Origin of the sequence: uncultured Chitinophaga sp. (genome assembly GCF_902168175.1) — a bacterium.
Taxonomy (GTDB): Bacteria; Bacteroidota; Bacteroidia; order Chitinophagales; family Chitinophagaceae; genus Chitinophaga.
In genome coordinates this window covers 358,302-381,574 of the sequence record NZ_CABHOU010000025.1, presented here as the reverse complement: position 1 = coordinate 381,574, position 23,273 = coordinate 358,302, and the positions used below count along the sequence as shown (strand labels likewise).

17 protein-coding genes are annotated in these 23,273 nt (G+C 44.3%); 4 read left to right on the top strand and 13 right to left on the bottom strand.

Going from position 1 to position 23,273, the window contains the following annotated elements; genetic code table 11:
• Positions 1-59 precede the first annotated feature (59 nt).
• Both QZT80_RS04960 and QZT80_RS04955 read right to left on the bottom strand, forming a co-directional pair.
• Positions 60-1,397, bottom strand: a complete 1,338-nt coding sequence (locus QZT80_RS04960) for a hypothetical protein (protein ID WP_295118525.1) — start codon at positions 1,395-1,397, stop codon at positions 60-62.
• Positions 1,398-1,653: 256 nt separating this feature from the next.
• Positions 1,654-2,424 carry a hypothetical protein gene (locus QZT80_RS04955; RefSeq protein ID WP_295118523.1) on the bottom strand — a complete coding sequence of 257 codons (771 nt, stop codon included), beginning with the start codon at positions 2,422-2,424 and terminating at the stop codon, positions 1,654-1,656.
• Between the two features lie 503 nt (positions 2,425-2,927).
• Here QZT80_RS04955 and QZT80_RS04950 point away from each other — a divergent pair.
• Both QZT80_RS04950 and QZT80_RS04945 read left to right on the top strand, forming a co-directional pair.
• Positions 2,928-3,359: a hypothetical protein gene (locus QZT80_RS04950; RefSeq protein WP_295118521.1), complete on the top strand. Its 432-nt coding sequence runs from the start codon at positions 2,928-2,930 to the stop codon at positions 3,357-3,359.
• Between the two features lie 26 nt (positions 3,360-3,385).
• Entirely contained in the window at positions 3,386-5,131 is a 1,746-nt protein-coding gene (locus QZT80_RS04945) for a S8 family serine peptidase (RefSeq protein WP_295118519.1), read from the top strand.
• A gap of 567 nt (positions 5,132-5,698) precedes the next feature.
• Here the strand turns inward: QZT80_RS04945 and QZT80_RS04940 are convergent.
• Positions 5,699-6,961 carry a hypothetical protein gene (locus QZT80_RS04940; protein ID WP_295118517.1) on the bottom strand — a complete coding sequence of 421 codons (1,263 nt, stop codon included), beginning with the start codon at positions 6,959-6,961 and terminating at the stop codon, positions 5,699-5,701.
• A 350-nt stretch (positions 6,962-7,311) separates the two neighbouring features.
• A complete protein-coding gene (locus tag QZT80_RS04935) occupies positions 7,312-7,566 on the bottom strand; it encodes a hypothetical protein (protein WP_295118514.1) in 255 nt (84 codons plus the stop codon).
• 1,797 nt (positions 7,567-9,363) lie between these two features.
• Here QZT80_RS04935 and QZT80_RS04930 point away from each other — a divergent pair.
• Positions 9,364-11,700: a TonB-dependent receptor gene (locus QZT80_RS04930; RefSeq protein ID WP_295118511.1), complete on the top strand. Its 2,337-nt coding sequence runs from the start codon at positions 9,364-9,366 to the stop codon at positions 11,698-11,700.
• Positions 11,701-11,776: 76 nt separating this feature from the next.
• The gene (locus tag QZT80_RS04925) at positions 11,777-12,937 is read left to right on the top strand and encodes a PepSY domain-containing protein (RefSeq protein WP_295118508.1); all 1,161 of its coding nucleotides are present in this window, start codon (positions 11,777-11,779) and stop codon (positions 12,935-12,937) included.
• 713 nt (positions 12,938-13,650) lie between these two features.
• On the opposite strand, the gene QZT80_RS04920 is transcribed toward QZT80_RS04925, so the two are convergent.
• From QZT80_RS04920 to QZT80_RS04880, 9 genes are all read right to left on the bottom strand, one after another.
• A complete protein-coding gene (locus QZT80_RS04920; RefSeq protein WP_295118505.1) occupies positions 13,651-14,415 on the bottom strand; it encodes a hypothetical protein in 765 nt (254 codons plus the stop codon).
• A 19-nt stretch (positions 14,416-14,434) separates the two neighbouring features.
• On the bottom strand, positions 14,435-15,172 hold the full coding sequence (locus tag QZT80_RS04915) for a hypothetical protein (RefSeq protein ID WP_295118502.1): 738 nt from the start codon (positions 15,170-15,172) through the stop codon (positions 14,435-14,437).
• Between the two features lie 20 nt (positions 15,173-15,192).
• Positions 15,193-18,612, bottom strand: coding sequence for a TonB-dependent receptor (locus QZT80_RS04910; RefSeq protein ID WP_295118500.1), 3,420 nt, complete (start codon positions 18,610-18,612; stop codon positions 15,193-15,195).
• Positions 18,613-18,812: 200 nt separating this feature from the next.
• Positions 18,813-20,027 carry a FecR family protein gene (locus QZT80_RS04905; RefSeq protein ID WP_295118497.1) on the bottom strand — a complete coding sequence of 405 codons (1,215 nt, stop codon included), beginning with the start codon at positions 20,025-20,027 and terminating at the stop codon, positions 18,813-18,815.
• 161 nt (positions 20,028-20,188) lie between these two features.
• A complete protein-coding gene (locus QZT80_RS04900; RefSeq protein WP_295118494.1) occupies positions 20,189-20,752 on the bottom strand; it encodes a sigma-70 family RNA polymerase sigma factor in 564 nt (187 codons plus the stop codon).
• Between the two features lie 550 nt (positions 20,753-21,302).
• Positions 21,303-22,172, bottom strand: coding sequence for a lysophospholipid acyltransferase family protein (locus QZT80_RS04895; RefSeq protein WP_295118491.1), 870 nt, complete (start codon positions 22,170-22,172; stop codon positions 21,303-21,305).
• 96 nt (positions 22,173-22,268) lie between these two features.
• Entirely contained in the window at positions 22,269-22,496 is a 228-nt protein-coding gene (locus QZT80_RS04890; RefSeq protein ID WP_295118488.1) for a DUF6268 family outer membrane beta-barrel protein, read from the bottom strand.
• A gap of 30 nt (positions 22,497-22,526) precedes the next feature.
• Entirely contained in the window at positions 22,527-22,733 is a 207-nt protein-coding gene (locus QZT80_RS04885) for a helix-turn-helix transcriptional regulator (protein ID WP_295118485.1), read from the bottom strand.
• A complete protein-coding gene (locus QZT80_RS04880) occupies positions 22,730-23,140 on the bottom strand; it encodes a hypothetical protein (protein WP_295118482.1) in 411 nt (136 codons plus the stop codon). Before QZT80_RS04880 ends, QZT80_RS04885 begins: the two co-directional genes overlap by 4 nt.
• Positions 23,141-23,273 lie beyond the last annotated feature (133 nt).

Genomic DNA, 23,273 nt, shown 5'->3' with positions numbered 1-23,273 from the left:
AGTCAATATCTAGGTTGTTAGGCGAGTCTTAGTTTTAGCATCAAATATTAAACTGGGTGCTACTCCGGTAATACATCTTCAGATCTCTGTTGTATTAAAACTCCGTTCAGATAGAAATCTTTTTTATGGAAGCCATATAAGGCCCAAGCTGCGGCGTAAGGGCATCCATTTTCGTCATTAACACGTTGCCATGGACTGTGTTCACAACGGTGATCGATATTACGGTTATCGGCTGATCGGCAACATCTTATTAGGCTACAAGGTCTTTCCGCCTCAAGTAAAAACTTACTTAATTGCCAAGCTACGCGAAAATGAGAAGGATCCGCCATGTCTTGCAGCGCTTCCATTCCAAGTGGCACTCGGACCCATCTCCCTCCATTGTTGTTAATTGAGAGAGGGCCGCCTAGGAAATTAAAAGTCATATAAAATTCGGGACTTAATGGCTGGTTTTGAGTGAAAATATCAACTAAGAAGTAAGGGTTTTCTTGCCGAATCAACATTCCTCTTTCAACACTTGCCTGTAACAGATCTTTGGTCGCTGTATAATAGTTGTGGCCGTATAGTGCGTCACTAATGAATTGGATAGACTGGATTGCATACCTCGAATATTCATTGTGGTTCCATTCTATTTCATCGTAAAATGAATAAGCAAAGTCAATAACTTCGCGACCGTTTATAGGAACTATGTTTTGAGCGGCCATCCGTCGGATGATTTGGGAAAATGCCCAGCCAGGCATATTGTAGAGTAATGAAGCATCACAAAGCGAAAAAATAATTTCATCACAAGCAACAAGATCCGGATAAAGATGGTGGACTAAGTCGGTAGCTACTTTGTAAGGGTAACGGGGAAGGGCTTGGAGATCAGGATAGAATTTGCGTTCTACTAAATAAGCCATCGTCTCAGATACTGCATTTTCTCCAAAAGTAAAGTGTTTTTCACGTGTCTCTGGTAGGGGACTTTGCAGTCTCAATTTGATTGCAGTTGCAGAAGAATTTGCATAGTAGTCAAGGATTAGCGGATTTTTTTCTTCCAATACTTCTACTATATTGTAGCTGTCAGCCAGCTCAATAGAGATTCCTCTAATTTGGCCGCTGCCACGTAAGGTTTCCAGGAAGTCTAGATGTCTTTTTTGTTCTGTAGCAACAGCATTGTCCATTGGCGCATTCACGTCTATTACGTCATTTGGTTGAATCGATGATATGAGTTGACGAAGACAGTCAAAAGCACGCCAAATCTTGCATAATCCACTACAAGTTGTAATATCTTGTATGTAGTGGAGATATTCGTGGTAGTAGGTGCCTTGGGCAGCGTTGTCTAATAAGGCAAGGTTTGATAGATTCAGATCTGTTTCAACTGATATTTCGAGAAAAGATGTTAGGTAGCGGCCATTTTCCATAATAAGAATTTTGGAGCAAGGATTGTGGGTGGTTTACCGATATAACGTAACGTTTCGTTAGTCGGTAAAATTTTTACAATGAATTAAGTTGTGCGCACCGATGAGAATACAGACAAAATAGATCCTAGTATAATTTCTTTTCGGTTTGGGAAGCATCGTTAAGATACGCTTTTTTAATCAAATATGCGTTATGATAAACCTCCTATTTCAGCAATGATTTTGAGTTAACGCAGGGTTTCAAGCTGCCATTGACGCTCTATTTTCGAGCAATGAAATTATCCGCGTTCCATCTTATTAAACATTGCTTATCCCATTTAATCAGATAGGCGTACGCTTCATTTAAAATTTCAACAAACTTTATAGTGAAGTTTGTAAATTCTTCACTTGATGAGCTTCTCTTGATGGAAAGCGGCCCTTCATTAGATTGTAGCTCTATGGTTTCAAGAAAGTCTGTATTATTATGAGCAATATGGTTTCTCATAGTAAAAATTGAGTCCAATGCCTTAAATAGTTGTTTTTCTTGCCAGCCGTTATCTAATATTAAGAAGGTCGATGCCTTTGTTATTTTGTCTTTGAATGATCCCCCCTTGGAATATGTAGAAGAAAGCCGCTGAACGAGATGAAGCTTTATTTCGTCAATAGATTTGTTATTTTCTAGCATCAATGCCGAAATCTCAAATTGGGAGAAGGCGTGCATTCTCAATTTGCTGCTTCGTTGTAGACAGAGTTGAATAATATCTTTTATGAAATATTCCGTCGTAGAGGAAAAACTCATAATCGCGTTGGTAAGGGCGGAAAATTTAATATATTCTGTCGCAAATTCGCCATTTTCTAAAGCACCCTTAATCCTTCCATGCACGCCTAGGTCAGACAGTTTGTTACCTACATTTTTTTCCAGCCTGGCCGCCCACCCCGATGTTTCAGATGGGGTTATTTGACTTATACATGAGAGTGAAAATTTAAGGCTTATAAAGGAACCCATAAGCCTTGCAGAGCAGGCTGAAAAGGAAGTAAATTCTTCGTTCATTACATTTATTTTGAAGATGTTTTGCGATATAACAAGATAAGCATTTATGCAGGTTCTGTCTATTTCAAAAAATGTTCGGCATTCCGGGCACTAATGAGCGTTTCTACATATCGAGGCCAGAACGATTTCTGTCAAATATTTAGGGTTAAGTTATTAATTATATGTATAAACTGGTTCGAAAGCAATCTATCCCCGGTAACTAAAGTGGACAGGCTGGGGTTTTCTCCAGCCTGTTTTTTTGGGCCGCCAGAACCCTTGCCTGGCCTGCATATTAACTCAAGCAAGACAGTCGTAGTCAGTAACAATTTTACTTCAACAGGCTTCGGATAGTCGTTTAGGTGTTGGATTGAAAGAAAAATGTGTATTTTTAATAGATCAGTTTTTATTAAACAATTTAGTGATGAACGATTCGCTCCGGTAATTCGATCAATCCCGCTGCCCCATAGCGTTTGCTCCCTTACCTCCCAATATTGCTCATTTATAAACCAAAATATATTTCCACAATGCCTAGGGATATTATTCTACCGATAAAAGGCGTTACGACGCAATCAGACGAACCGGCCCCTGATTTTTCCTATATGGACCGGCTGGTAAAACTGGTGCCGGTTGATTTGATCACCGTCTATATTTCGATATTCAACATCATTAAAGCCGCTACTGGCGCTGATGGTGGCCGTAGCATTCCTCAGTGGGTATTCTATGGGCTGATGGTCGCGGTTGCGCCCTACTATTTGTATAAAATTGCAAAGATTAAGGCCTGGAGAACAATCATCATTTGTTGGATCTCCTTTTTGTTATGGGTATGCTGCTTTGGTGGCCCATTCGAAGGGTTTATCATTGGGGGAGCATCCATCCAACTTTGGGGGACCATTGTCACGGCCGTTTTTACCCTGGCCATTCCTAGAGCCGCTTTCCCGGAATTTGCCAAATCGTAGTTTCCCACTAAAACAATATAGAGCGCATGGCTGCACGCAATTCATCGATCAGGGCCGCTAAAAAACAGGAACAAAGCCCAAAGAAGAAACCGAAAGTAAAGGGTCATTCGGCGAATTTTTATGGACGCCGGATGAAAACGGGCAATTCCAAGGCCGGCAAAGGCGTGCAATTTATTCGCGTCCGGGCAAAACCTTTTGTCAATACAATCCCGGTTAAGGATCGCGACGATGCGATCGTGATCCTTAACACGGTAAAGCAAATCAGGCGCCAAGCCTATCATCCTGCTGTTACGTTAGGGAAAGTCAATGAGTTTATCGGACAGCAATATCCTCACCTTTTGGGTTATCGGTTGGGCCTTCTTACCCCCGCTTCGGTCAACCTGGTATTAATGGTGCTACAAAACGTTGTTCAACCGCAAGGTGGCATGCAGACGGCAAGGCGTGAGTCCGTAGAAAGGGCGCTCAAAGCGGTAAAGGCTGCTCAAGAAAGAAGGCTGGCGAAGGTCAATGCGCCTGTCAAGGAATATATTCACGTTGCGGAAGTGGAGCCTGTTGTAGACGAGCAGCAACGACCCATTTTTACTGGTAGTCACCTAGTGCTGATGGACCGTAGTACTTCGACTACCAAAATGAAGAAAGCGGCCAGGCGTGTGGGGGTAAACCTGAAAACCATCTATGAGTTCACACGCAAGGGCAAACGCACACCCGCGACAATAGCCATTCAAAAAGCCGATGGCGTGATTTTTCCCAGGTGTCGATTGGTCATTTTCCGCAAAGGCCAAGCACCTATAATTGAAAAACTGATCAACCAAACGGAGTTTTTTCGCTACGGGGAACCTGCCCGGTATAATGAGGCTTTGGCTGATAACACTACTTCCAAACCCGTTCCTCCTTTTGCAGATGGTGGCAATGTTACCTGGGGCAACATAGCCACGAATGTGGTTGGTACTCACCTATCTGGCAAAGGAATCCGAGTAGCCATTCTCGATACCGGTATTGATAATACCCATCCGCTTTTTGCAGGACGGATCATTGAAAAGGAAAGTTTTATCGATGGCGAAGATTACGTTGATACGAACGGACATGGGACAAAGGTGGCCGCCATCGCTGCAGGCGGGAGCGAAATGGTGGGTGGTAGGCGTATCGGGGTGGCCTATGAAGCTGATCTTTACTGTGGTAAAGTTTTGCCAAAAGCTGGACCAGGTAAAGATGAACCGGTGATCGATGGCATTGAATGGGCTTTGTCTAAAAAATGTCATATTGTCAATCTCTCCCTCTCTCGACTACCTTTTGCCCATGAAAAGCAGCCTTTTTCCCAGGCTTTCGAAGATGTTGCGCAGATGTCCCTTGTAAATCAATGCCTTATTGTTGCAGCCGCAGGTAATTTTGCTGACCGGGATAATGGGATAAAAGTGGGCGTTGGCGCGCCAGCAAATAGTCCTTCCATTATGGCCGTATCGGCTGTAGATCAAGACTTTAAGATGTACAAAAAGGCTTGCTCCCAGGTGCCTGCAAACGGTCATCCCGTTAATATTACTGGGCCGGGAGTCAATATTTTAACGGCTAATATCGTTAATAAGGGAGTAGTGGCCTCCTCTGGCACATCGCTTGCGTCCCCTTATGTAGCAGGCATTGCGGCGCTGTATTGGCAGGAGGACCTAAACCAGAAAGCGTCGGAAATTTGGGCCAAATTGGAGAAAAATGCCGACCCATTACCGCATCCTGCGACCGAAGTGGGGGCAGGGTTGGTATATTTGAGGACAAAAACGTAACTTTAATCATGAATTTTCGGGGCCAAAAGGTTCCATTTTCAGATGTTAAACAATATTATCGTTACCATAGACCAGAAGTTTGATTTTCAAACGGTGATAGCCTCGGTGAAGGCACTGGGATTCAATGTCATAAAATCAAGGCCATTTACCCGAACCATTTCAGTGGAGGGGACAGACAGAATAGAAGCACTAAAATCTGTCCCAGGGGTAAAGACAACAGAAGAAAGTCATTTTGTGATTGAGGCAAATGGGAAGAAGTAACGAGGCAAATTTTTTAATTATAATTCTAGCAATACGCAATGATTAGGGGGCTTTTGCCCCCTTCTTTTTTTGTTATTTCCTGCCCGTGAGATGCGCTGCTATCTTGTAATATGGCTAACTTGGTCAACAATGGAAATCCCTAGCGACCCACTTCAGGTGTCAGATGAATTTTTTTAGGACGGCATCCTTATCATCAAAAAAAGGATGGAGAACCAAGGCGCCGCCCTCGTGGGCTACAGCATTCACAAAGCGGGCCATGTCGGCTGCCATTAAGGTCAGCGATGGGTTGTACCTGGCTACCTACAATCAGGGGATAGCATGGTTGCGTTCCTGTTTGGCAACCGTGCCATCGGCGGGTGCCCATCGTATCTCTGACCGAAGTAAAGCGGTCTTACACTGAAATTCTTTTTGTTCGGCATCACTAAATTTAAAGTGGACCAAAGAAAACCATTCGTGGTTGTCAAACTTCGTTTTTTTACGCTCCGAACTACCCCAACTAAATAAGGCCTTGTCTGGGATTTCGATGGCATGACCTCGGATCGCCATATACGATTTAGGCGGTATTTTAATCATATCATGGCGACCATCTGGTGCCGAACTGAACACGATTGCTTTGCTTTCCTTACTTACAATCTTCCAATCCGGGGCCCTGGGTCGGGCCGTTTCAAAGCTGATGTCCATCACAAACCGATTAACCACATAAATGGGTTGGGATGAACTATTATATAGATTGAGGTCCACTATTATCTTTACCTCATCTGCTGTCATTGAATCGCCTACTTCAAATTGAAAAATCCCGGTTTTGAATATCGGATCGCCAGTAAATTCAAAATCTGATACTTTCAAGCTGGAAGCAGTTACCTCAGTGCCAAAGTGAGTGGCGAAAAATAAAATGGGGCGGACCGCCATCACATAGGCCAGATAAGTCACGGGTATCAGGAGTGCAAAGTACCACCTGACCAACAGTTTGTAGCGGCAAAATGAAAGGAGAAAAAGAAAGGGTGCTATCATGCAAAATCCGATAAATATTATCATGAAGGCAGTATAAATGGTGTCATAGCGATCCTGCGAATCTATTAGGGCATATATAATCGCGCGTCCATGGCGGTCGCTGGTAGGGAAGGCGATCGCTAACACGAAGACTCTAATGATATGAAGCACCGACCAGCAGAGTAGTGCAAAGCCTGTGTAATAAAAAGTTAACGCTTTAAAAATAGCTTTTTCAAATTTTAGTTTAATGAACACTCGACTAATGATCTCCCCAACGCTGTAATAAATTATAGTGGTCGGGATCAGGGCAAAAAATATTTTTAATGGATTCGAGCATTGAACTATATCGTAAAATAATACGGAGAATCGATTAGTATCCTTGTTGTTGACCGAATGGATGGCAGCAAAGAAAATCAACTGACAAATTAAGCAGTAGTGAAGTGGATCAAATAAGACCACGTTCCTTTTGTATAACCCCGCCGTTAATTGTTGGTGTCGGTATAGCAAGCATTTGGTGGTGAGTAAGAACCGATTAAACGTCCCCTTAATGTTATTCAGGAGATTATCAATTAAAGCCATGATGTTTGGGGTTAGGTGTACGATTAATTTTAGGCATGGAATATAACGATTTAACCGATATTGACAATAGAGGCGAGATGTTAAAACAATCCGTGTATAGGTGTTCGGTAAAAACATTTCATTTAATACTTCTTTTGTACGCATTTCCTTGCAACGGATTGCAGTCCTATGTTGACTGCTCTTAGTGACCATTGTTGTAAATGGTATCAGTCGGTTGACTTAGTTAGTAGATCTAGTTTTCAAACTACGGGGAAGTTGGCTGGCCGGTAGACCTTTGGACATGGGGGCCACTACGGTGAATAGTAATGGGGTCTCGGATAAATGTTGACCGTGATCAGGTTCCATTACCGTTATCCTAACGCTACTTGACCAACTAAGGTCCCTGGGGCTATCTTTGTTAGGATATCCCTAGTCCACCAAAAAAGAAATTTATTCGGGATATCAATGGCCGTTGCATGGAATGCCTTAAAGGACTTAGGAGGAATTTCGATGATGTCAAATTGATTGTCGCTGTTAATGGGAAATAGAATGCCTTTAGCGTCTGGGTTGTTAATTTGCCAGGTGTTACCATGCGGATCGAGGGTGAGTAATTGAAGATCCACCATGAAATTATTATGTAAAAATATTTTCTGTAATGAACTATTATAGAGGTTTAAATCAATGCTTAATAATAAATCATTATCTGCATTTGCAGCACCAATATGAAAATAAGCCTTACTGAAATCTGCATATCCATCGTAGGTGAAATTCTTAATTTCCAGCGTGGAGGCATTGACTTCTCAGCCGAAATGAGTGGTGAAAAATACAATGGGTTTGATGGCAATAAAAAAAGCGAAATAATTGATGGGTGCGAATAAGATGAAATACGACCTTACGTTTTTTTATACCTTTTAAAAGCAACATAAAGTGCTATTGGTACTAAAATGCAAAAAAATATTTTCAGCCCTCCAATAATAAACTCACCAAAATAGGAATATGTTTTTCGCTGCTTTTAGGTTTTCTGCATCGTGTAGCCTAAAACTTCATTATTCTCCCTTAGCACCGTAGTCACAAAGCTCACAATGCCATTCAGCGGAAAGCGGAGTGCCGGAGCTATGACTCTTTATGATTGCTGAAGGGGTGTCTTGCCTAACAGTGTAACGAGAGAAATCAGCTTAACTTACTGATTATCTGTATAAATTGGTTCGAAAAAAAATCGTCAAGGGTAACAGATGGTGAAGATCCGCTCGTAGAGCGGATCTTCTTTTTTTTGCTATTGTGCAGTCTGATGTTTATTGTTGATTTACAGTTGTTTGGTGGTTCGAATCCATCCTTGGTAACAGGTATTACAACGAAACCCTTCTCCGCGGGTTTCAAAAGTCTCTAAAACCGCTACAGGTCTACTCTGTAGCGGTTTTTCTATTTTACCTCCATTCAAGGCCACCTCCGCCGAAACTCGCCGAAAATCGCGGGTTGTTCTACCATTGGTTCTGCCCAAAGCTCAATCATTTTTTCCCTTCCACAAGACCTCCCGCCTCCACAAAAAATACGCTCAAGATTAAACTAAGAGGCAATGTTTTACTCCTTCATTTGCGCCCATTTTAAACTGGCGAAAAAGACGAAATAAAAGCGATTGTTGCCCTGTCCACATCCGTATCAAATTAAAGAGAAGAAACAAGTATTGGCCGGTTGAAATACCCGCAAACAATGCCGAAAAAAAATACACTGTCGACCGCCTGACGCTTACCTGATATCAAACCCTTATCCATACATTGTTTCAATACCAGTTTAAATAAAGTCATAAACTCTTCTTCTCCATAAAGTTGACGAGTGGGACTAAGCATGGAATGCCAGGGAAGTTCTTCATCTAATCATAACCTATGAAATACAGAATATCTATGCGCATCCTAGAAGTGGAGATAATCCTTCGATCGCTGTTTAGATTCTCTAAATCCCCCCAACATCAACTTCATAAAAACTACCGGGTCTATACTTTTCTGCCCTTCACTTCCATAATATTTAGCAGTTGATGCATATAAGAAGCTAAAATAAACTATTGACTTCAATTGCCTGTAAAAATTGTCTTGAGGAACGTAGTCGGAGAGCAGGAACTGAATGAACAGTCTCTCCTGATAATCTTTCTTGTCTTGCATAGTATAAATTATACAAATCAAACATTTGATTATCAATATGCTATAATAAGAAAGCACAACAAACGGTAAGGTTTGTTGTGCTTTCTTATTATGCCTATGGTTTAGTTGTGCAACGACCACTTGTTAGTCGCCCTTTTTGTAATTGATTACGGAAGATTTCCCGTTAGCGTAAATCAAATTCCGCATTTGATCTACACACCCTTTGTCCTTCTTCTAACTTTGCGCCTCGATTACTGAATCCTGTAATCAGCCTAACCTTAACATCTTTCCATGAGAGTAATTACCATTATAAGCCTCTTCATGCTCGTCATGATCAGGACAACGACTGCACAGACAATTAACTACGGCGCGATCAAAGGCCGCGTTACGGCGGAAGACGGTACGGAAGTACCAGGCGTAGGCGTTCGCCTGAAAGACGCTCGCAAGCAAACCGTTACCAACGAAAACGGCGCTTATGTTATCCGGAACGTGGCGCCCGGCACCTACCTGGCAGAAGTATTCGTGGCAGGGCATGATATGATCAGTTTTACGGTGAACATCACAGCCGGTCAAACCGTGGAGCAAAACTTCCAGCTGAAAGCTTCGCAGCAAACGCTCCAGGAAGTGATCATCGCCAGCGGCAAAAATAAATTCGCTAAAAAAGAGAGTGACTACGTGGCCCGTATGCCGCTGAAAAACCTGGAAAACCCGCAGGTATACAACATCGTCACCTCCGAGATCATTAAAGAACAGGGCATCCTTGAATATAAAGACGCGATCAAAAACGTGGCCGGCGTCAACTCTACCGAAACGGTGAGTAACGGCCGTACGTCTACCATCATCCGTGGTTTCCGTACTGCTAACTACATCCGCAACGGCATGGTGGCCAACCAGCTGATTACGGTAGACATGGCCAACCTGGAGCGCATCGAAGTGATGAAAGGCCCTTCCGGTACTTTGTTTGGTAGCGGTGCGGTATCTTACGGCGGCCTGGTAAACAGGGTGACCAAAAAACCTTTCGAAACCTTCCGGACAGACCTCAACTTCACGGCCGGCAGCTGGGGATTGAACCGCATCACGGCAGACATCAACGCACCGCTGAACGAAGACAAAACCGCGCTGCTGCGTGTAAACCTTGGTCGCTGGGGACAGGAGAGCTTCCAGGAAGCAGGTTTCAGGCGTAACTACTTCCTGGCAACCTCTTTCGCTTATAAAGCGAGCGACCGCCTTTCGTTCCTCATAGATGTGGAAATGTTCCGCAACGCTGGTACACAGGCTATCGCCTACATCAACCCGTTGGGTGCTCCGGCCGACTATAAAGCCGCGATGGCGAAATACTACAAACGCACGTTCTATTCCAACGACCTGGAGTCCGTATTCCCCGGTTATAACCTGTTTGCTACCATGAACTATAAGATCAACAGCAATTGGAATACGACCACCATATTTTCTACCGGCGGCGTAAATGCCCGCCAGCAGTACCAGTTCAGCGGTACGCTGTTAGGCACCGGCGAAACCTTGTCCAGGCGCGTACAAAAGTACAGCCATAACTACAACACCATCCAGATCCAGCAGAACCTGAATGGTGAGTTCCACACCGGTGCTATCAAACACCGCGTACTGATGGGCGCCGACTACCTGGCGGATATTACCCAGCCCACTTACATCCTGAACTACATGCACGATACAATATCTACCACCGGAACAACGCCTATCTTAATGAGAGAAGATGTAGACAGGCGCCTGGCAGGTATGAAACCCACGAACTACTTCAAAAGCCATACAGACCGTTACGGCATTTACGTGTCCGACGTAGTGAACCTTACCGATCAGTTACTCGTTATGGCAAGTGTGCGCTGGGATAGAGTAGATGCTAAAGGAACTTATTCCCTGGCTACCGGCAAAACGACCGGCAACTACAACAAGTCTTCTTTCTCCCCTAAATTCGGTGCAGTGTACCAGGTGGTGAAAGATCAGTTGTCTGTATTCGCGAATTACCAGAACGGCTTTAGCTATTCCGCACAGGTAGACCGTAACGGCAATGTGTTTAAGCCGGAGCAGGCGAACCAGTGGGAAGGTGGTATTAAAGCCGACCTCCTGAAAAGTAAATTAAGCGTAACACTGAGTGCTTACGACATTGCAGTAAAAGACAAAATCCGTCAGGATAATACCGACCTTACCATCTATTACCAGGATGGCACCTGGAAAAGTAAAGGTTTTGAAGCGGAGGTGATTGCCAATCCCATTTCCGGCCTCAACATCCTGGCTGGTTATGGCTTCAATGACATAGAGATCACCAAGGCGAAAGATTTTGTAGGCAAGCGTCCGCCGGCATCGGGTGCAAAACACACGGCCAACACGTGGATCAGCTACCGCATCAACAGCGGAAAAGTATCCGGGTTGGGTATTGGCGCCGGTGCGGTGTACAACGGAGACATCGTATTCGACAATAACAACCTCACCTACTTCCCCGCCTATACTGTGTTTAACGGCACGATCTTCTACGACCGTCCGGGTTACCGCGTAGGGGTGAAGCTGGACAATATTACCAACGAGATGTACTGGGGCCCCTGGGGCGAGCCACAGCCGCCACGTAACTGGGCAGTGAATCTCACCATCAAATTCTAAACATTGGCCAACCGGCGTAAAATGAAGATACCAGGCAGGTGTCTTCATTTTACGTTATTGCATATCGCGTATGAACATGAAAAAGATCTTCGGCTGGCTGCACCTGTGGCTGGGCCTCATTTCAGGAATCGTTGTATTTATTATTTCCATTACCGGCGCTATTTATGCCTGGCAACCCGAAATATCCGAATTTACGCAGCCCTATCGTTTCGTAACGGTGGAAAACAAACCGTATAAACCGGTGACGGATATACGCGCCGTCGCAGAGCAGGCCATGAACGGCAAAAAGGCGTTCCGCATCCTGTATGAAGAGGCGGGCAAAGCGCCCGTGGTGCAGTTCTATCAAAAAAAGCCTTACTACTATTTCAACGTATATGTGAATCCATACTCCGGTAACGTGGAAAAGGTGCTCGACCGGAAGGACGAGTTCTTCCGCTTTATCATCGATGGGCATATGTACCTCTGGCTGCCCCAGGATATCGGCCATCTTGTAGTCGGCTACGGCACCCTTGTTTTCCTGGTCATCCTGGTTAGCGGGATCGTGCTGTGGTGGCCCCGCAACAAGGCGCGTAGAAAAACAAGCTTCCGCATTAAATGGGACACGTCCCCTAAACGCCTCAACTATGACCTGCATAATGTGTTAGGCTTCTATGCCAGCTGGATCGTATTGTTCGCCGCCTTAACGGGCCTGGTGTGGAGCTTCCAGTGGATGGCGCAGGCAGAATTTTGGGTGTTCAGCGGTGGGAAAACCAGGCCTGGTGCCATCGCCGTCAATTCTGACAGGAATGCGCCTGCAAAAGACAGCACCACCATCAACCAGGTGTTTGATCAGTTTAGGCAGCGGTACCACGATGCTGCCGTTCTTGCCCTATCCCTGCCCATCAATGACTCAGCTCCCATAGTGGCGCGTGCCTATCCCAGCAGCCAACAGTCCCACAATGCGGACTACTGCTACTTCGATCAGTATACCGGTAAAGAGATACCAGTGCCGTACCTGGGCAAATATGCCGATGCAACCCTTGCGGAAAAAGTGGCGCGGATGAACTACGACATCCATGTAGGCGGCATTGCGGGGTTGCCGGGGCGTATTGCGATGTTCTTTGCGTCGCTTATCTCGGCATCGTTGCCGGTTACCGGTTTTATGGTATGGTGGGGTAGAAAGAAGAAGAAGAAAAAGCCGGCGAACAAATTGTCATCTGCAAACCGTGTTACTGCGCAGGTGAAAGCCGGGACGTGAAGATGATGCTAGCGCCAGAGAAATTCTTAAACGTTTACTTAAAGGGAAAGATCAGCTATAATTACGCTTTTGAACTTAATAAGCTTTAGAATAAAAAAACCAAAGCAACTGTTGACGATGCTTTGGTCGCAATGAATGTTTCGAGGCATCTTCTTGCGTTGTAAAGATAGGCTATTTGCTTAATCTTTGCAAATCGTCACTTGGGCGGCAAGCGCCTCAGTAATAAATAGCTGCCATCATGATGTCAATTTTTAGTCATGGCTAGAAACGGAAAGTCCGGAGATGGACACCGCAACGGTCAAGTAACTGGAAGGAGTCAGACATACAATCCACAAACAAAGACCTTTGTGAAAAGGGATACCTCAACTGGAAAGTTTATGGATCAAAAAGCTGACGGCAAGCCATTCAAAGGGGTTCGCAAAGAGCGCTAACCACCTTTTACTTGTCGGATTTAATTCAAAAATTAACCCGATTATCGGGAGTTATCCCCCGCTCATTGAGTGGGGGATTTTTTTACGTTTTTTAGTGCATTATTTCGTCCTAAGGAATTGATTATCTGTATAAACTGGTTCGAAAACGCTTCATCCCCGGTAACAGGTAGTGAAGATCCGCTCTCAGAGCGGATCTTCTTTTTTGTTACTAAAGCCCGTTATGTTAATTAAAGATTTGCAAGACCAACAAGATGCTCCCGCTGGCCAATGGCTTTCATACAACTAATTCCGTGGCTTTTTAAACAACCGTATCAACTCCATTTGGTACATACCGGGTGTAATAAAATAGGAGCGCACATTGCCCTTTTGGGTGTGGTGCAACGGAAAGAAAGTACCGTTATTATTGTTAGACACTTTACTTTTCGCCTCATTGTTGTCAAATGCCCAGCTATCAGTTGTACCGGCTTTGGTACAATGAATGTAAAAGTCACCGTTCGGGTTTTGGAAAAAGCCCTCAGGTGTGACGTAATCGCTATACACCCAGGTGCCGGGTGTTACGTTCTTTGCGAAGTAGGCCGCCTGTCCGGCTTCGTTCTTAATAAAAATATCAATTGGATCGTTGCTTTGCGGATAGTGCACATAGAAGCCAATTTTATTGGTGTTGGCATCGGCAGTTGGGGGATTGACCGCCAATACCTGTCCATCCAGCCATACAAAGGGATAGAACTGCTCCAGCTCTGCATCCGACAAGCGAACGGTTTGTTTCCAAACCTCGTTGCCCGACTGCTTGTCCTTAACACTGATCTGCGCTTCACGTTTGACCGATGGATAGGTGTACGACTTCCCAAAGCTAACCACTGAATTTGCCGCTATAGGAAATCTTGAAAACACGACCGTGTCTACCGAAATTTCCAGATCATTGTTGCTGGTATTATACCCAACAATATCAAAAGCAACCGCTTTTGTGGTTTCTATATCCTTATTGCATGCGGTAAAGAAACCTGCAATAAGAGCGATAATAGCTGTATTCTTTAAATATGGGTTCATGATTTTACTATTTTATACTTTAAAACACTCTGGTTGCAGCGATATTTATAATTCCCGTACTGCCTGTTATAATATAGCTGCGAAGCGCTCCTTTCGTTCCATCTACGGGAAATAAAGGGAAGTTGGAAAAGATATTTCTACCTGTGCTATTCTGATAATACCCTAATGTAGTCCCGGCCCGGCGAAACAGAATACGTTCCGTTGCAGGAACAGTAGGTATATAGTCCGTTTCAAAAAAGAACCATTGGTTGGGAGGAACGTTTTGGGCTAAAAAGGTGATAACATTTCCAGATAACGTTACAGCTATATCTGCCGTAGTAATTGTCTGCTGGTTTTTGGTAATAAAAACACCTACGATATTGGTATTGGGGTTGACCGGTGGAGGATTGTAGGGAACTATCCCATCATTTGTATAGAAGAGATTAACCGTTACATTTTTTTCGCTTTTTTCCAATTCTCTTTCTAATACCAGCTTACCCGTGCCCTTTTCGGTGACGGTCAGCTTAGCGGTACGCTGGTTATCTGTAAACAGATAGGCATCGCTTTGATTAATGGTTTCGTTTGCAGACACAGTGCGTTTGAATTTGAACGTATCTACTTTTATTTCCAACTCCTCACTACTACCGTTGTAACCTATTAGTTTAACAGTTAATGCCTCTCCTGTATAAAAGAAATCATCCTCACGCTTATTGCAGGCTACCAGTACCAACAGGAATGCACCAGTTAGTACGGCATAAAATATTTTCATTGTTCTCATGATATTAATTGTATAAGAAATTAAAAAGAATATGACACTGACAGACTTAACGAAGTACCAACCTTACGGATGAAGGTATTGGTATCGCCTATGCGTTTTTTGGTCTTGCCATCTTCCGAAGTTTCGTAATAGCCCTCTTCATATTTATTGGAAAATCCGTATTGCCATTCAAAAATATCAGACCATTCCGTCATGGCTGTGTTCTCGGTTCCCGGCTTTCTTTTGTACGTTGCAGTAGAATTGTTGTAAAAGCGGTATGCACTGTTAAGCAGGTTGCTCATGTTTAGCCTGGTTTCCAACTTTTTATTTTTCAGGAACTTGTAGCTCAACTGCGCATCCAGCTGATTACGGGGGCGTTCGCTTTCCGAATATTGGGGCAACATGCCCACGGTCAGGGTTTTGTAACCGGTATGGTTAAAGGCGATATTCGCTCCCAAACGTTCGCCTGCATATTGCAGTCCCAAATTATATATTACCGGAACCTGTCCATACAAGGGACGTTTCTCTTTCAGAAGAGTCTTGGTGCGGTAGGTATAACCGTTATCGTAATTATCTTTTCCCTCTCCCATTGTTTCGTACTTGAATGTACTTGCCTGTACTTCAGAAGTCTGTAAGGTCAGGTTACCGCTTACATATATATCGCCCAGCACTTTGAAGTCGGGATAAATAAAGCCCAGACTTTTGCGCAGGTCAAATTCCCATCCCCTTACATCGGCATAGTCTGAGTTTTGCGTAAACAGGTCAATGGAACCGCTGCTGTCAAAGATATCGAGGTATAGCTCTACGGGGTTTTTAAAATGTTTGGTAAAATAACCTGCCGAAATCACTTCTCCGGCTCCGGGATACCATTCGAGACGTAAATCGTAATGATCGATCAAGGTGGAAATTACCCCCACATTGCGCTGCATGCGACCATATACGTAATTGTAACGGGAGAAATTAGAGTTCTCGATCAGCGACGGACGGATGGCCGATTTGCCATAGGAGGCCCGGATGTTAAAGTCTTTGAGCGGTGTAAGTGTCAGGTTTGCCGAGGGCAGGTAGTGCCATTTAAGGTCTTCGGCACTGGCATCGAGTGTGCGGTGCACGAGGTTGCCTGTTGCGGGATCCACAAAGCGGGCCTTTTGGGCATTGTTCATGGTTGCCTGTCCGTAAAAGTCGGAAGCACCGTCTTTTAACTTCTCGTACACATAGCTCTCTGCCCGTATGCCCCATACCAATCTGATCCAATTGGTAAGGCGGTTGTCCAGCATGACATAATATGCCTGATTGTTGTTCTTGCCCTCATAATAATTCGCATCATAGCCTCCGGGATAATAGTAAATGTCCTTTAGCGGATCGCTAAAATCCAAATGAGATGCCCAGTCCTGTATATGCAGGTACTGTACATTGCTGCTGCTGCTGGCACTGCCTATGGGCAGGATATTCCAGTTGTATTTCCCTTTGGTATCCCTGTACTGAAATCCAGTCTTGAAGAGTTGCTTTTGTCCCAACACGTTGAAATTGTACTTGACGGCAGCTTCTGCCATCAGGTTGGTTTCTTCGTATTTGTACTCCGAGCGGGTAAGCGTATAATTACCCGTATTGGTGGTTGCCTGCGGAAAATACCTGTACACTTTACCGTTCATGGTTTCCCAGAGCGCAAGATTGGCATCTACAGCATCCTGCTCCAGGTTGCTGATCTTGTTGCGGGCCACGCTCCAGTCGAACCCGAAATTGCCAAAACGGTGCTCGCCGTTAATGCGGTTCTGCAGCAGGTCGATGAATTTAGGGCGGTCGTATTCCCTTATGTCAGGATTTTCACCATAATTTGCCGGATGGTCGTTGCTAAAGCCTTCCAAACGGAAAAACTGGTTGGCAAAAGAGCGGGAAAGGAAATTTCGGAAAGTAAGCTTGTGGTTTTTGGCACTCCATCCCAGATTGAGCAGTGCACCCCAGCTGGTGTTGAAATTATATTGTTTGGCGGTACTTTCGTCCTTTTCTTTGCCTGTTTCAACATCGTAAACGGGGCTACCAAGATGTTCCCATCTGCCACGTTCATAATGGCTGATGTCGTCAATAGACTGCTCATTTCGGTAGCTTAAAGAACCTACAAATCCCAGTCGGCTGTTTTTAAGGTTGTAGATTCGCCCCAGACTAAACTGGTAGTTCTGTCCCGGCATTGTTTTATAGGTACGTGTACCCAAACGTGCCAATCCGCCAATGCGTTTGTTCTGCTCGCCAATCATTTCGGGTGTTACGGCTACCATACCTGCGTCAAGCTCTGCCTGGGTGGGCGAACTATAAGGGCTGGTCGGGTTGTAAAACGACTTGCCTCCGAACGTTAATAACCCATCGGGAAAATGATCCCTGCTCTTGTCGTTAAAACCCAGATAATCGTTCTTACCACGTCCATATCCCAGGAAATCTTTACCGGTGCTGCCATTGATATATTTGTAGCCGAAGTTTAAAGTCGTAAAATTGTTGTCGGGAATCGCCATGGTATTGATCTGTACCAATCCACCGCCAAAACCGAAGCTCATATCGGGCGTTGCTGTTTTGCTTACCGTTACGTTATCCACCAGATTGCTGGGCACAATGTCAAACTCAAAATCACGCACCTGTACGTCGGTGCTTGGCAGGGTAGCACCGTCCATCATGGCCAGGTTGTAACGTTCGGCAATACCACGTACCACCACACGGCGGTTGTCGTTGGTACTCACGCCAGATATACGTTTAAGGGTTTCGCCCACGCTCTTGTCGGGCAATGCGCCTATTTGCTCCCGGCTGATACCATTGGAGATACCTGCTTCATTCTTCTGGCGGGCATACAGTCCTGCGGTGCTTTCTTTCTTGAAGTTGCCCGTTATCACAACCTGGGCGAGTTTGCTGGTTGCCAATTTCATGACGATGGTGAGATTGGTCAACTTTCCGGCTTTCACTTCCACTTCGGTAACACGCTTGGTCTGAAAGGAGATATAGCTTACCTCGATGGTGTAAGTGCCAGGGGCAACGGTAAAATTATAGCTCCCATCTACATTACTTTGTACGGCCTGATTGGTCTGTACAATTTTTACGCTTGCTCCTGGAAGGGGAGCACCGCGTTCGTCTATAATTTTGCCGGAGATGCGGCCGGGTTGCTGGACGGGGACATTGAGCGCGCCTTTAGAAATCTTCCTGATGGTGACAATCTTACTATTGATGGTATAATCAAAGGGTAGATCAGAAAAACAGAGGGACAGCACTTCGTCAATTGCTGCATTCCTGACATTAAGCGATACTTTTGGCATTCCATCAAATATGTCAGCATCATAAAAGAAATCATATCCTGTTTTCTCGTTTATTTCTTCCAGAATAACTGCAAGCGGAACGCTCTGTCTGTTTATCGTGAGTTTCTGTCCGTAAGTAGCTGCGCTCAACTGCATGATAAAGCAGGTCATTAATACCATGGTGATTTTCATAACACGCATGAATTGATTGAAAGGTCTGTGTAGAAAATTGTTGCTGGTGGGTTTGCCCACGAGTGGATTTTTCATATTATTGTCTAAATAATTTTTGTTGTTTTTAAAACTGTTCGCGCATTTTTTCAAATAACCTTAATTATCTGGCGGTAGATGTTCTAGCATCTCCGCCTATTTTGTTAGGTCATGTCTGTGGCTAATTATTTTTTCACGATGATCCTCCTTTCTTTTAATTGAATGTTTATTTTATTGGTGGCGGAAATCATTTTTATCACTGCCGAGATGGGCTGGTTTCGGGAAAGCTTACCCGTAAACTTTATGTTCGCCAGTTCGGGTGGGCATTCGACTTCAAGATCGTACCACCGTGAGATTTTTCGTAGGATGCTCCCAAGCTCTTCCCTTTGGAAAATAAATTTACCGTTTATCCATGCGAGGTCATGTTTCATGTCGGCATCGGAAACCGTGACCGAATTTCCTACCAAGGCTCGTTGACCGGGTTTCAACATTGTATAGGAACCGTTAGCATTGGATTTCAGTCGTACACTGCCTTCCACCAGCGTGGTCATTTGTTGGAGCTCATCGGTATAGGCATTTACATTGAACATGGTACCCAGCACCTGTATCTCCTGCCAGTCCGTTTCTACGAAGAATGGAATGTGCTTATTTTTATTGTTAATGGCTTTGGCTATCTCAAAGTACACTTCACCCGTCATCTTTACGCGGCGTTCTTTGCCAGAGAAGTGAACGGGATAGGTCAGGGAAGAGGCCGCGTTCAGCCGGGCTTTCGACCCGTCGGGCAGGGACACCACGTACTGACCGCCATTAGGGGTAGCGATGCTGTTATAAGCGTTGGTCCTAGCAGTGTCACCTCCTGTTGACCTGTATACGATTTCGCCCTCGCCGGTATTTTCGACCGTAAATCCTTGTTGTACCGCTATCTTACCTTTTGCCTGGCCTGAAAGAGAAACGGTTGAACCGTCAGATAAGGTGAGTAATGCCCTGTCATTTCCGGACAACATGTCTTTTGTTTTTACAACCTGGGTTTCGGAAGTCTTTAGCTGTGTAGTGTAAATTGCCAATGCTGTACCCGCGATAAGGATGACGGCAGCTGCAACAGCTTTTATCCACGCGGGAAGTAGGAAAACAGAAGGCTGGGCCTTTTCCTGGTCATCCAATGCGGGAAGTTGTACCCATGTTCTTTTCCTTTGGTCTAGTTCTGCCCTAAATTTTTCCAGATCGTTGTCAACTGAATTAGATTGGGAAGGCGTCAGTTCGTCCCACACTTCTGCTATACATGCTTCCACGTATTCGTTGTCGGTATGCATGGAAAGGTATAGTTCTACCAGTTCAATCTCGTACGGAAGACATTTTCCCCTAAAGTAACGGATGAGTGTTTCTCTTGATGGTCGGCTCATTTCATTCATTGTTTACGGGCATACCAGCATGCCATCTATTATAAACAATGAGAAAATCGCTGTTAGCCACTAGATGAAAAGTGCGAGTTCATAAATTGTTAACATACGGGGCGGGGCTGTTAATGTTAATTAACCTGATGTGGGTGGGAGTAAGGAGATTATCAGAAAAGCAGTTCGGCAGTTGTGAAGCTAAAGAAAATCGCAGGTAGTGCGTTGGGGTATTCGTTCATCTCTTTTCGAAAAACCTTGAGCGCAGCGTTCATGTGGTTGCCCACGGTATTTATGGATAGGCCTGTGGTGTTGGCGATTTCCTGTTGGGTTAGTTCCTGCTCTCTGCTGAGCTGAAAGACCTCTCTTTGTCTGGGTGTGAGTTTGTCCAGGGCCGCCTGGTATTTTGCCCGCAATTCCTTTATATTAAACTGCGGATGTTCTACTGTTCCTAATTCTCCAGGTTCGATATTTTCCATAGGTTCTGCTACCAATACGCGCTTTCTGGCGTAGCCCGCGACTTCCCGGCGCAGGATACCAAAAAGATACTCGTCGGGCCTGGACACATAAATGACCCGGTTTTTATGTTGCCACAGTCTGAGAAATGAATTCATGACTAATTCCTCCGTATCTTCCCGGTTGTGGGTCATTTGGAGTGCGAAGGAATACATTTGATGGTAATAGTGATTAACAACGCCTTTGAAAGCCGATTCATCGCCTTCCAACCATAGTTCCATAAATCTATCTATTTCCCCTTTTGCCATTATGACTTTAAATTCTGTAGCAAAATAGGCAATCAGGAAGCGACTTAATGAATATTCATATTAACTTATTGTTACCACAGGCAATGGTATTCTTTAAGCTTATTTGATAAAAATATTAGCTTATAGTTGAAAGACATCGTGGCCTGAAGAAAGGCGTTGGCGCAAATAAAAGCTGCCACTCTCTACCCAGAATTTAATCAAATTCCGCCTAAGCTATTGATTATCTGTATAAATTGGTTTGAAAATGATTTATCTCGGGTAACAAAAAGGGAAGATCCGCTCTAAAAGCGGATCTTCCCTTTTTCGCATAGATGCAGCCAAATTATGTTGTTGACTTTTAATTGTTTGTTGGTTCAGATCCATGTATGGTACAAAGCCGGACAACCCCGAACCTTGTGGTTGTATTTTCGATATTTACTTCTTACAAAAATGCGGCATGTTTATAAACGTATTTAAGCAAGTAATCCAGCTAGTTGCATAGTAGTCTATTCGTTGTTTAACTTCATGATCTCGATCAGCCCACCTATCTTTTCCACCTTTTATGCGTCCACAGCCAGCCGGCTGGTGCTTCTTTGATATTTTCCGTTAGCAGCCCGACATACTTTTGGGTTATTTCTCCTTCGTTCATGGATTCGGCTTCGGAGCATATGGGCATGCACGTTATTTTGTAACTGCCCTTTGATAACTGTGTAATGTGCAGGTAAATAACTGCCGATCGGCTCACACGCGCCAGCTTTTCCATACCTGAAAAAAAATAGGTTTCCTGGTTCAGCAACTCGAATTTATACTTTTCTTCTTTCGTCCGGGGACTTTGATCGGCCAGAAACAGGTATACGGCCGGCGATGATTTTTGAGTCAGTATATGACGTACAACCGATTTGTCGGATATCATCTTCATACCAAAGCGCGACCGGAGTCTGAGCATCAGCTTGTTCATCATTGCCGACTGAAGGGGTTTGTAAACAGCGTACATGTCGTGTTGAAGCTTATAAGGCATAAAATTCAGCATTTCCCAGTTGCCGCAATGCCCCATACTGGCAATTATATTTCTTCCTGCGCTCACATGACTGTCTATAATCTCCAGGTTCTCAAATATTATCTTCTTATCCAGCACTTTCTCCGAAACAGAAATACTCTTTATCATCTCGGCAAAATAGGCGAAGAAAGAGGCATAGAACTTTTTTACAATGCTGCGTACCTGTCCATATTTCATTTCAGGAAAGGAACGTGCAATGTTTTGAATGACTACTGCTTTCCTGTATCCAATAACGTAATAAGCGAGGAAATGCGCGAAAGAAGCGATTGCATATAAAAAAGTCACTGGCATCAGGCTAACGGCATAAAAAAAGCCGTAAACACTCTTGTTTACAATATTCTGTAATGTTTGCTTCATCGCTAAAACTTAAAATCCAATTTTAAAACCAGCCGATGCATAAGGAGTTGCCCGGAAATAGTATTCTGTCATTAAACTTGCTGCTAAACTTGCTGTTCATTTGTGCAGGCCGCCAGGCATTAATGCCGGCAGTGAGTGATATGGATACTTTTTTGCTGGTTTCATTTCAGGGCGAAAGCCTGTTACCAGGTACATGTGTGAGAACATCTTGTCTTTTTCATCCTGCTCCAGTAAAGCCATTTTTCCATTCATTTCTGCAATAAGGTGTAAATGTAGGCATTCATTTACATTATATGCTGCAGACATTTCAAACCCCTTTATCATGGGTGAATTTAGGGGGCAGGTAGGTCCGTATTACTGCCAATCCGTTTCCTCCAGCTCAAAAAGCACATCTACGCTACACTTCAGTACCTTCGCTATCTTTAATGCCAGCATTGTAGACGGTACGAACCTCCCGCTTTCAATGGCGATAATTGTTTGTCTTGCCACCTTCACGTTATCTGCCAGTTCAGCCTGTGTTACATTGTTCCTGGCTCGTTCTACCTTAATAAGATTCTTCATTTTTCTTCAATTAACGAGGCCTGATGTTTCATGTAATAAAATATACCGGTGGCGATCAGTAATGTAAGCGCCAGGAATTGATAGGCAGATATGGAGAGGATAATGTCTTTTTCGCGTTCAAGGCGCCAGTTCAGCATCAGGTAGTTATAAAGATGAGTGATGGCGAACGAGATGATCACCGCCCTGGTTAGCGCTTTAAATTTCAATATATGTATCATCTCATCATCCCTTTTCTCTTTGGAGAAAAAAAAGAATACCAAACCCCAGCTTAAGCCAACAGCCAGTTCATTGGCATCAAAAACATCTTTCCTGATGTATTGCTGGAAAAAACTGAATACGCCGGCGAGCATAATCAGTATACCCAGCGCTTTAAGCCGGTAATTGTAGGGGAAGGAATTTTCTTTCATAATGTAGCCTTTACGTTACCAAATGTAATGAATACTTTACATTTTGATGAGTTTTTTTGAGCGTTCGAGAGTTTCGTGCCCCTGGCAGGCTGCAACTTTATTGCGGCTGCCGTTGTCGGGGCGCCTGGCCGCA

Coding starts and splice junctions, on each gene's coding strand:
- QZT80_RS04895 (WP_295118491.1), bottom strand. CDS start 22,172: ATGAAGCAAACATTACAGAATATTGTAAACAAGAGTGTTTACGGCTTT.
- QZT80_RS04945 (WP_295118519.1), top strand. CDS start 3,386: ATGGCTGCACGCAATTCATCGATCAGGGCCGCTAAAAAACAGGAACAA.
- QZT80_RS04930 (WP_295118511.1), top strand. CDS start 9,364: ATGAGAGTAATTACCATTATAAGCCTCTTCATGCTCGTCATGATCAGG.
- QZT80_RS04955 (WP_295118523.1), bottom strand. CDS start 2,424: ATGAACGAAGAATTTACTTCCTTTTCAGCCTGCTCTGCAAGGCTTATG.
- QZT80_RS04880 (WP_295118482.1), bottom strand. CDS start 23,140: ATGAAAGAAAATTCCTTCCCCTACAATTACCGGCTTAAAGCGCTGGGT.
- QZT80_RS04910 (WP_295118500.1), bottom strand. CDS start 18,612: ATGAAAATCACCATGGTATTAATGACCTGCTTTATCATGCAGTTGAGC.
- QZT80_RS04950 (WP_295118521.1), top strand. CDS start 2,928: ATGCCTAGGGATATTATTCTACCGATAAAAGGCGTTACGACGCAATCA.
- QZT80_RS04940 (WP_295118517.1), bottom strand. CDS start 6,961: ATGGCTTTAATTGATAATCTCCTGAATAACATTAAGGGGACGTTTAAT.
- QZT80_RS04890 (WP_295118488.1), bottom strand. CDS start 22,496: ATGATAAAGGGGTTTGAAATGTCTGCAGCATATAATGTAAATGAATGC.
- QZT80_RS04920 (WP_295118505.1), bottom strand. CDS start 14,415: ATGAACCCATATTTAAAGAATACAGCTATTATCGCTCTTATTGCAGGT.
- QZT80_RS04960 (WP_295118525.1), bottom strand. CDS start 1,397: ATGGAAAATGGCCGCTACCTAACATCTTTTCTCGAAATATCAGTTGAA.
- QZT80_RS04900 (WP_295118494.1), bottom strand. CDS start 20,752: ATGGAACTATGGTTGGAAGGCGATGAATCGGCTTTCAAAGGCGTTGTT.
- QZT80_RS04885 (WP_295118485.1), bottom strand. CDS start 22,733: ATGAAGAATCTTATTAAGGTAGAACGAGCCAGGAACAATGTAACACAG.
- QZT80_RS04915 (WP_295118502.1), bottom strand. CDS start 15,172: ATGAGAACAATGAAAATATTTTATGCCGTACTAACTGGTGCATTCCTG.
- QZT80_RS04935 (WP_295118514.1), bottom strand. CDS start 7,566: ATGGTGGATCTTCAATTACTCACCCTCGATCCGCATGGTAACACCTGG.
- QZT80_RS04905 (WP_295118497.1), bottom strand. CDS start 20,027: ATGAGCCGACCATCAAGAGAAACACTCATCCGTTACTTTAGGGGAAAA.
- QZT80_RS04925 (WP_295118508.1), top strand. CDS start 11,777: ATGAAAAAGATCTTCGGCTGGCTGCACCTGTGGCTGGGCCTCATTTCA.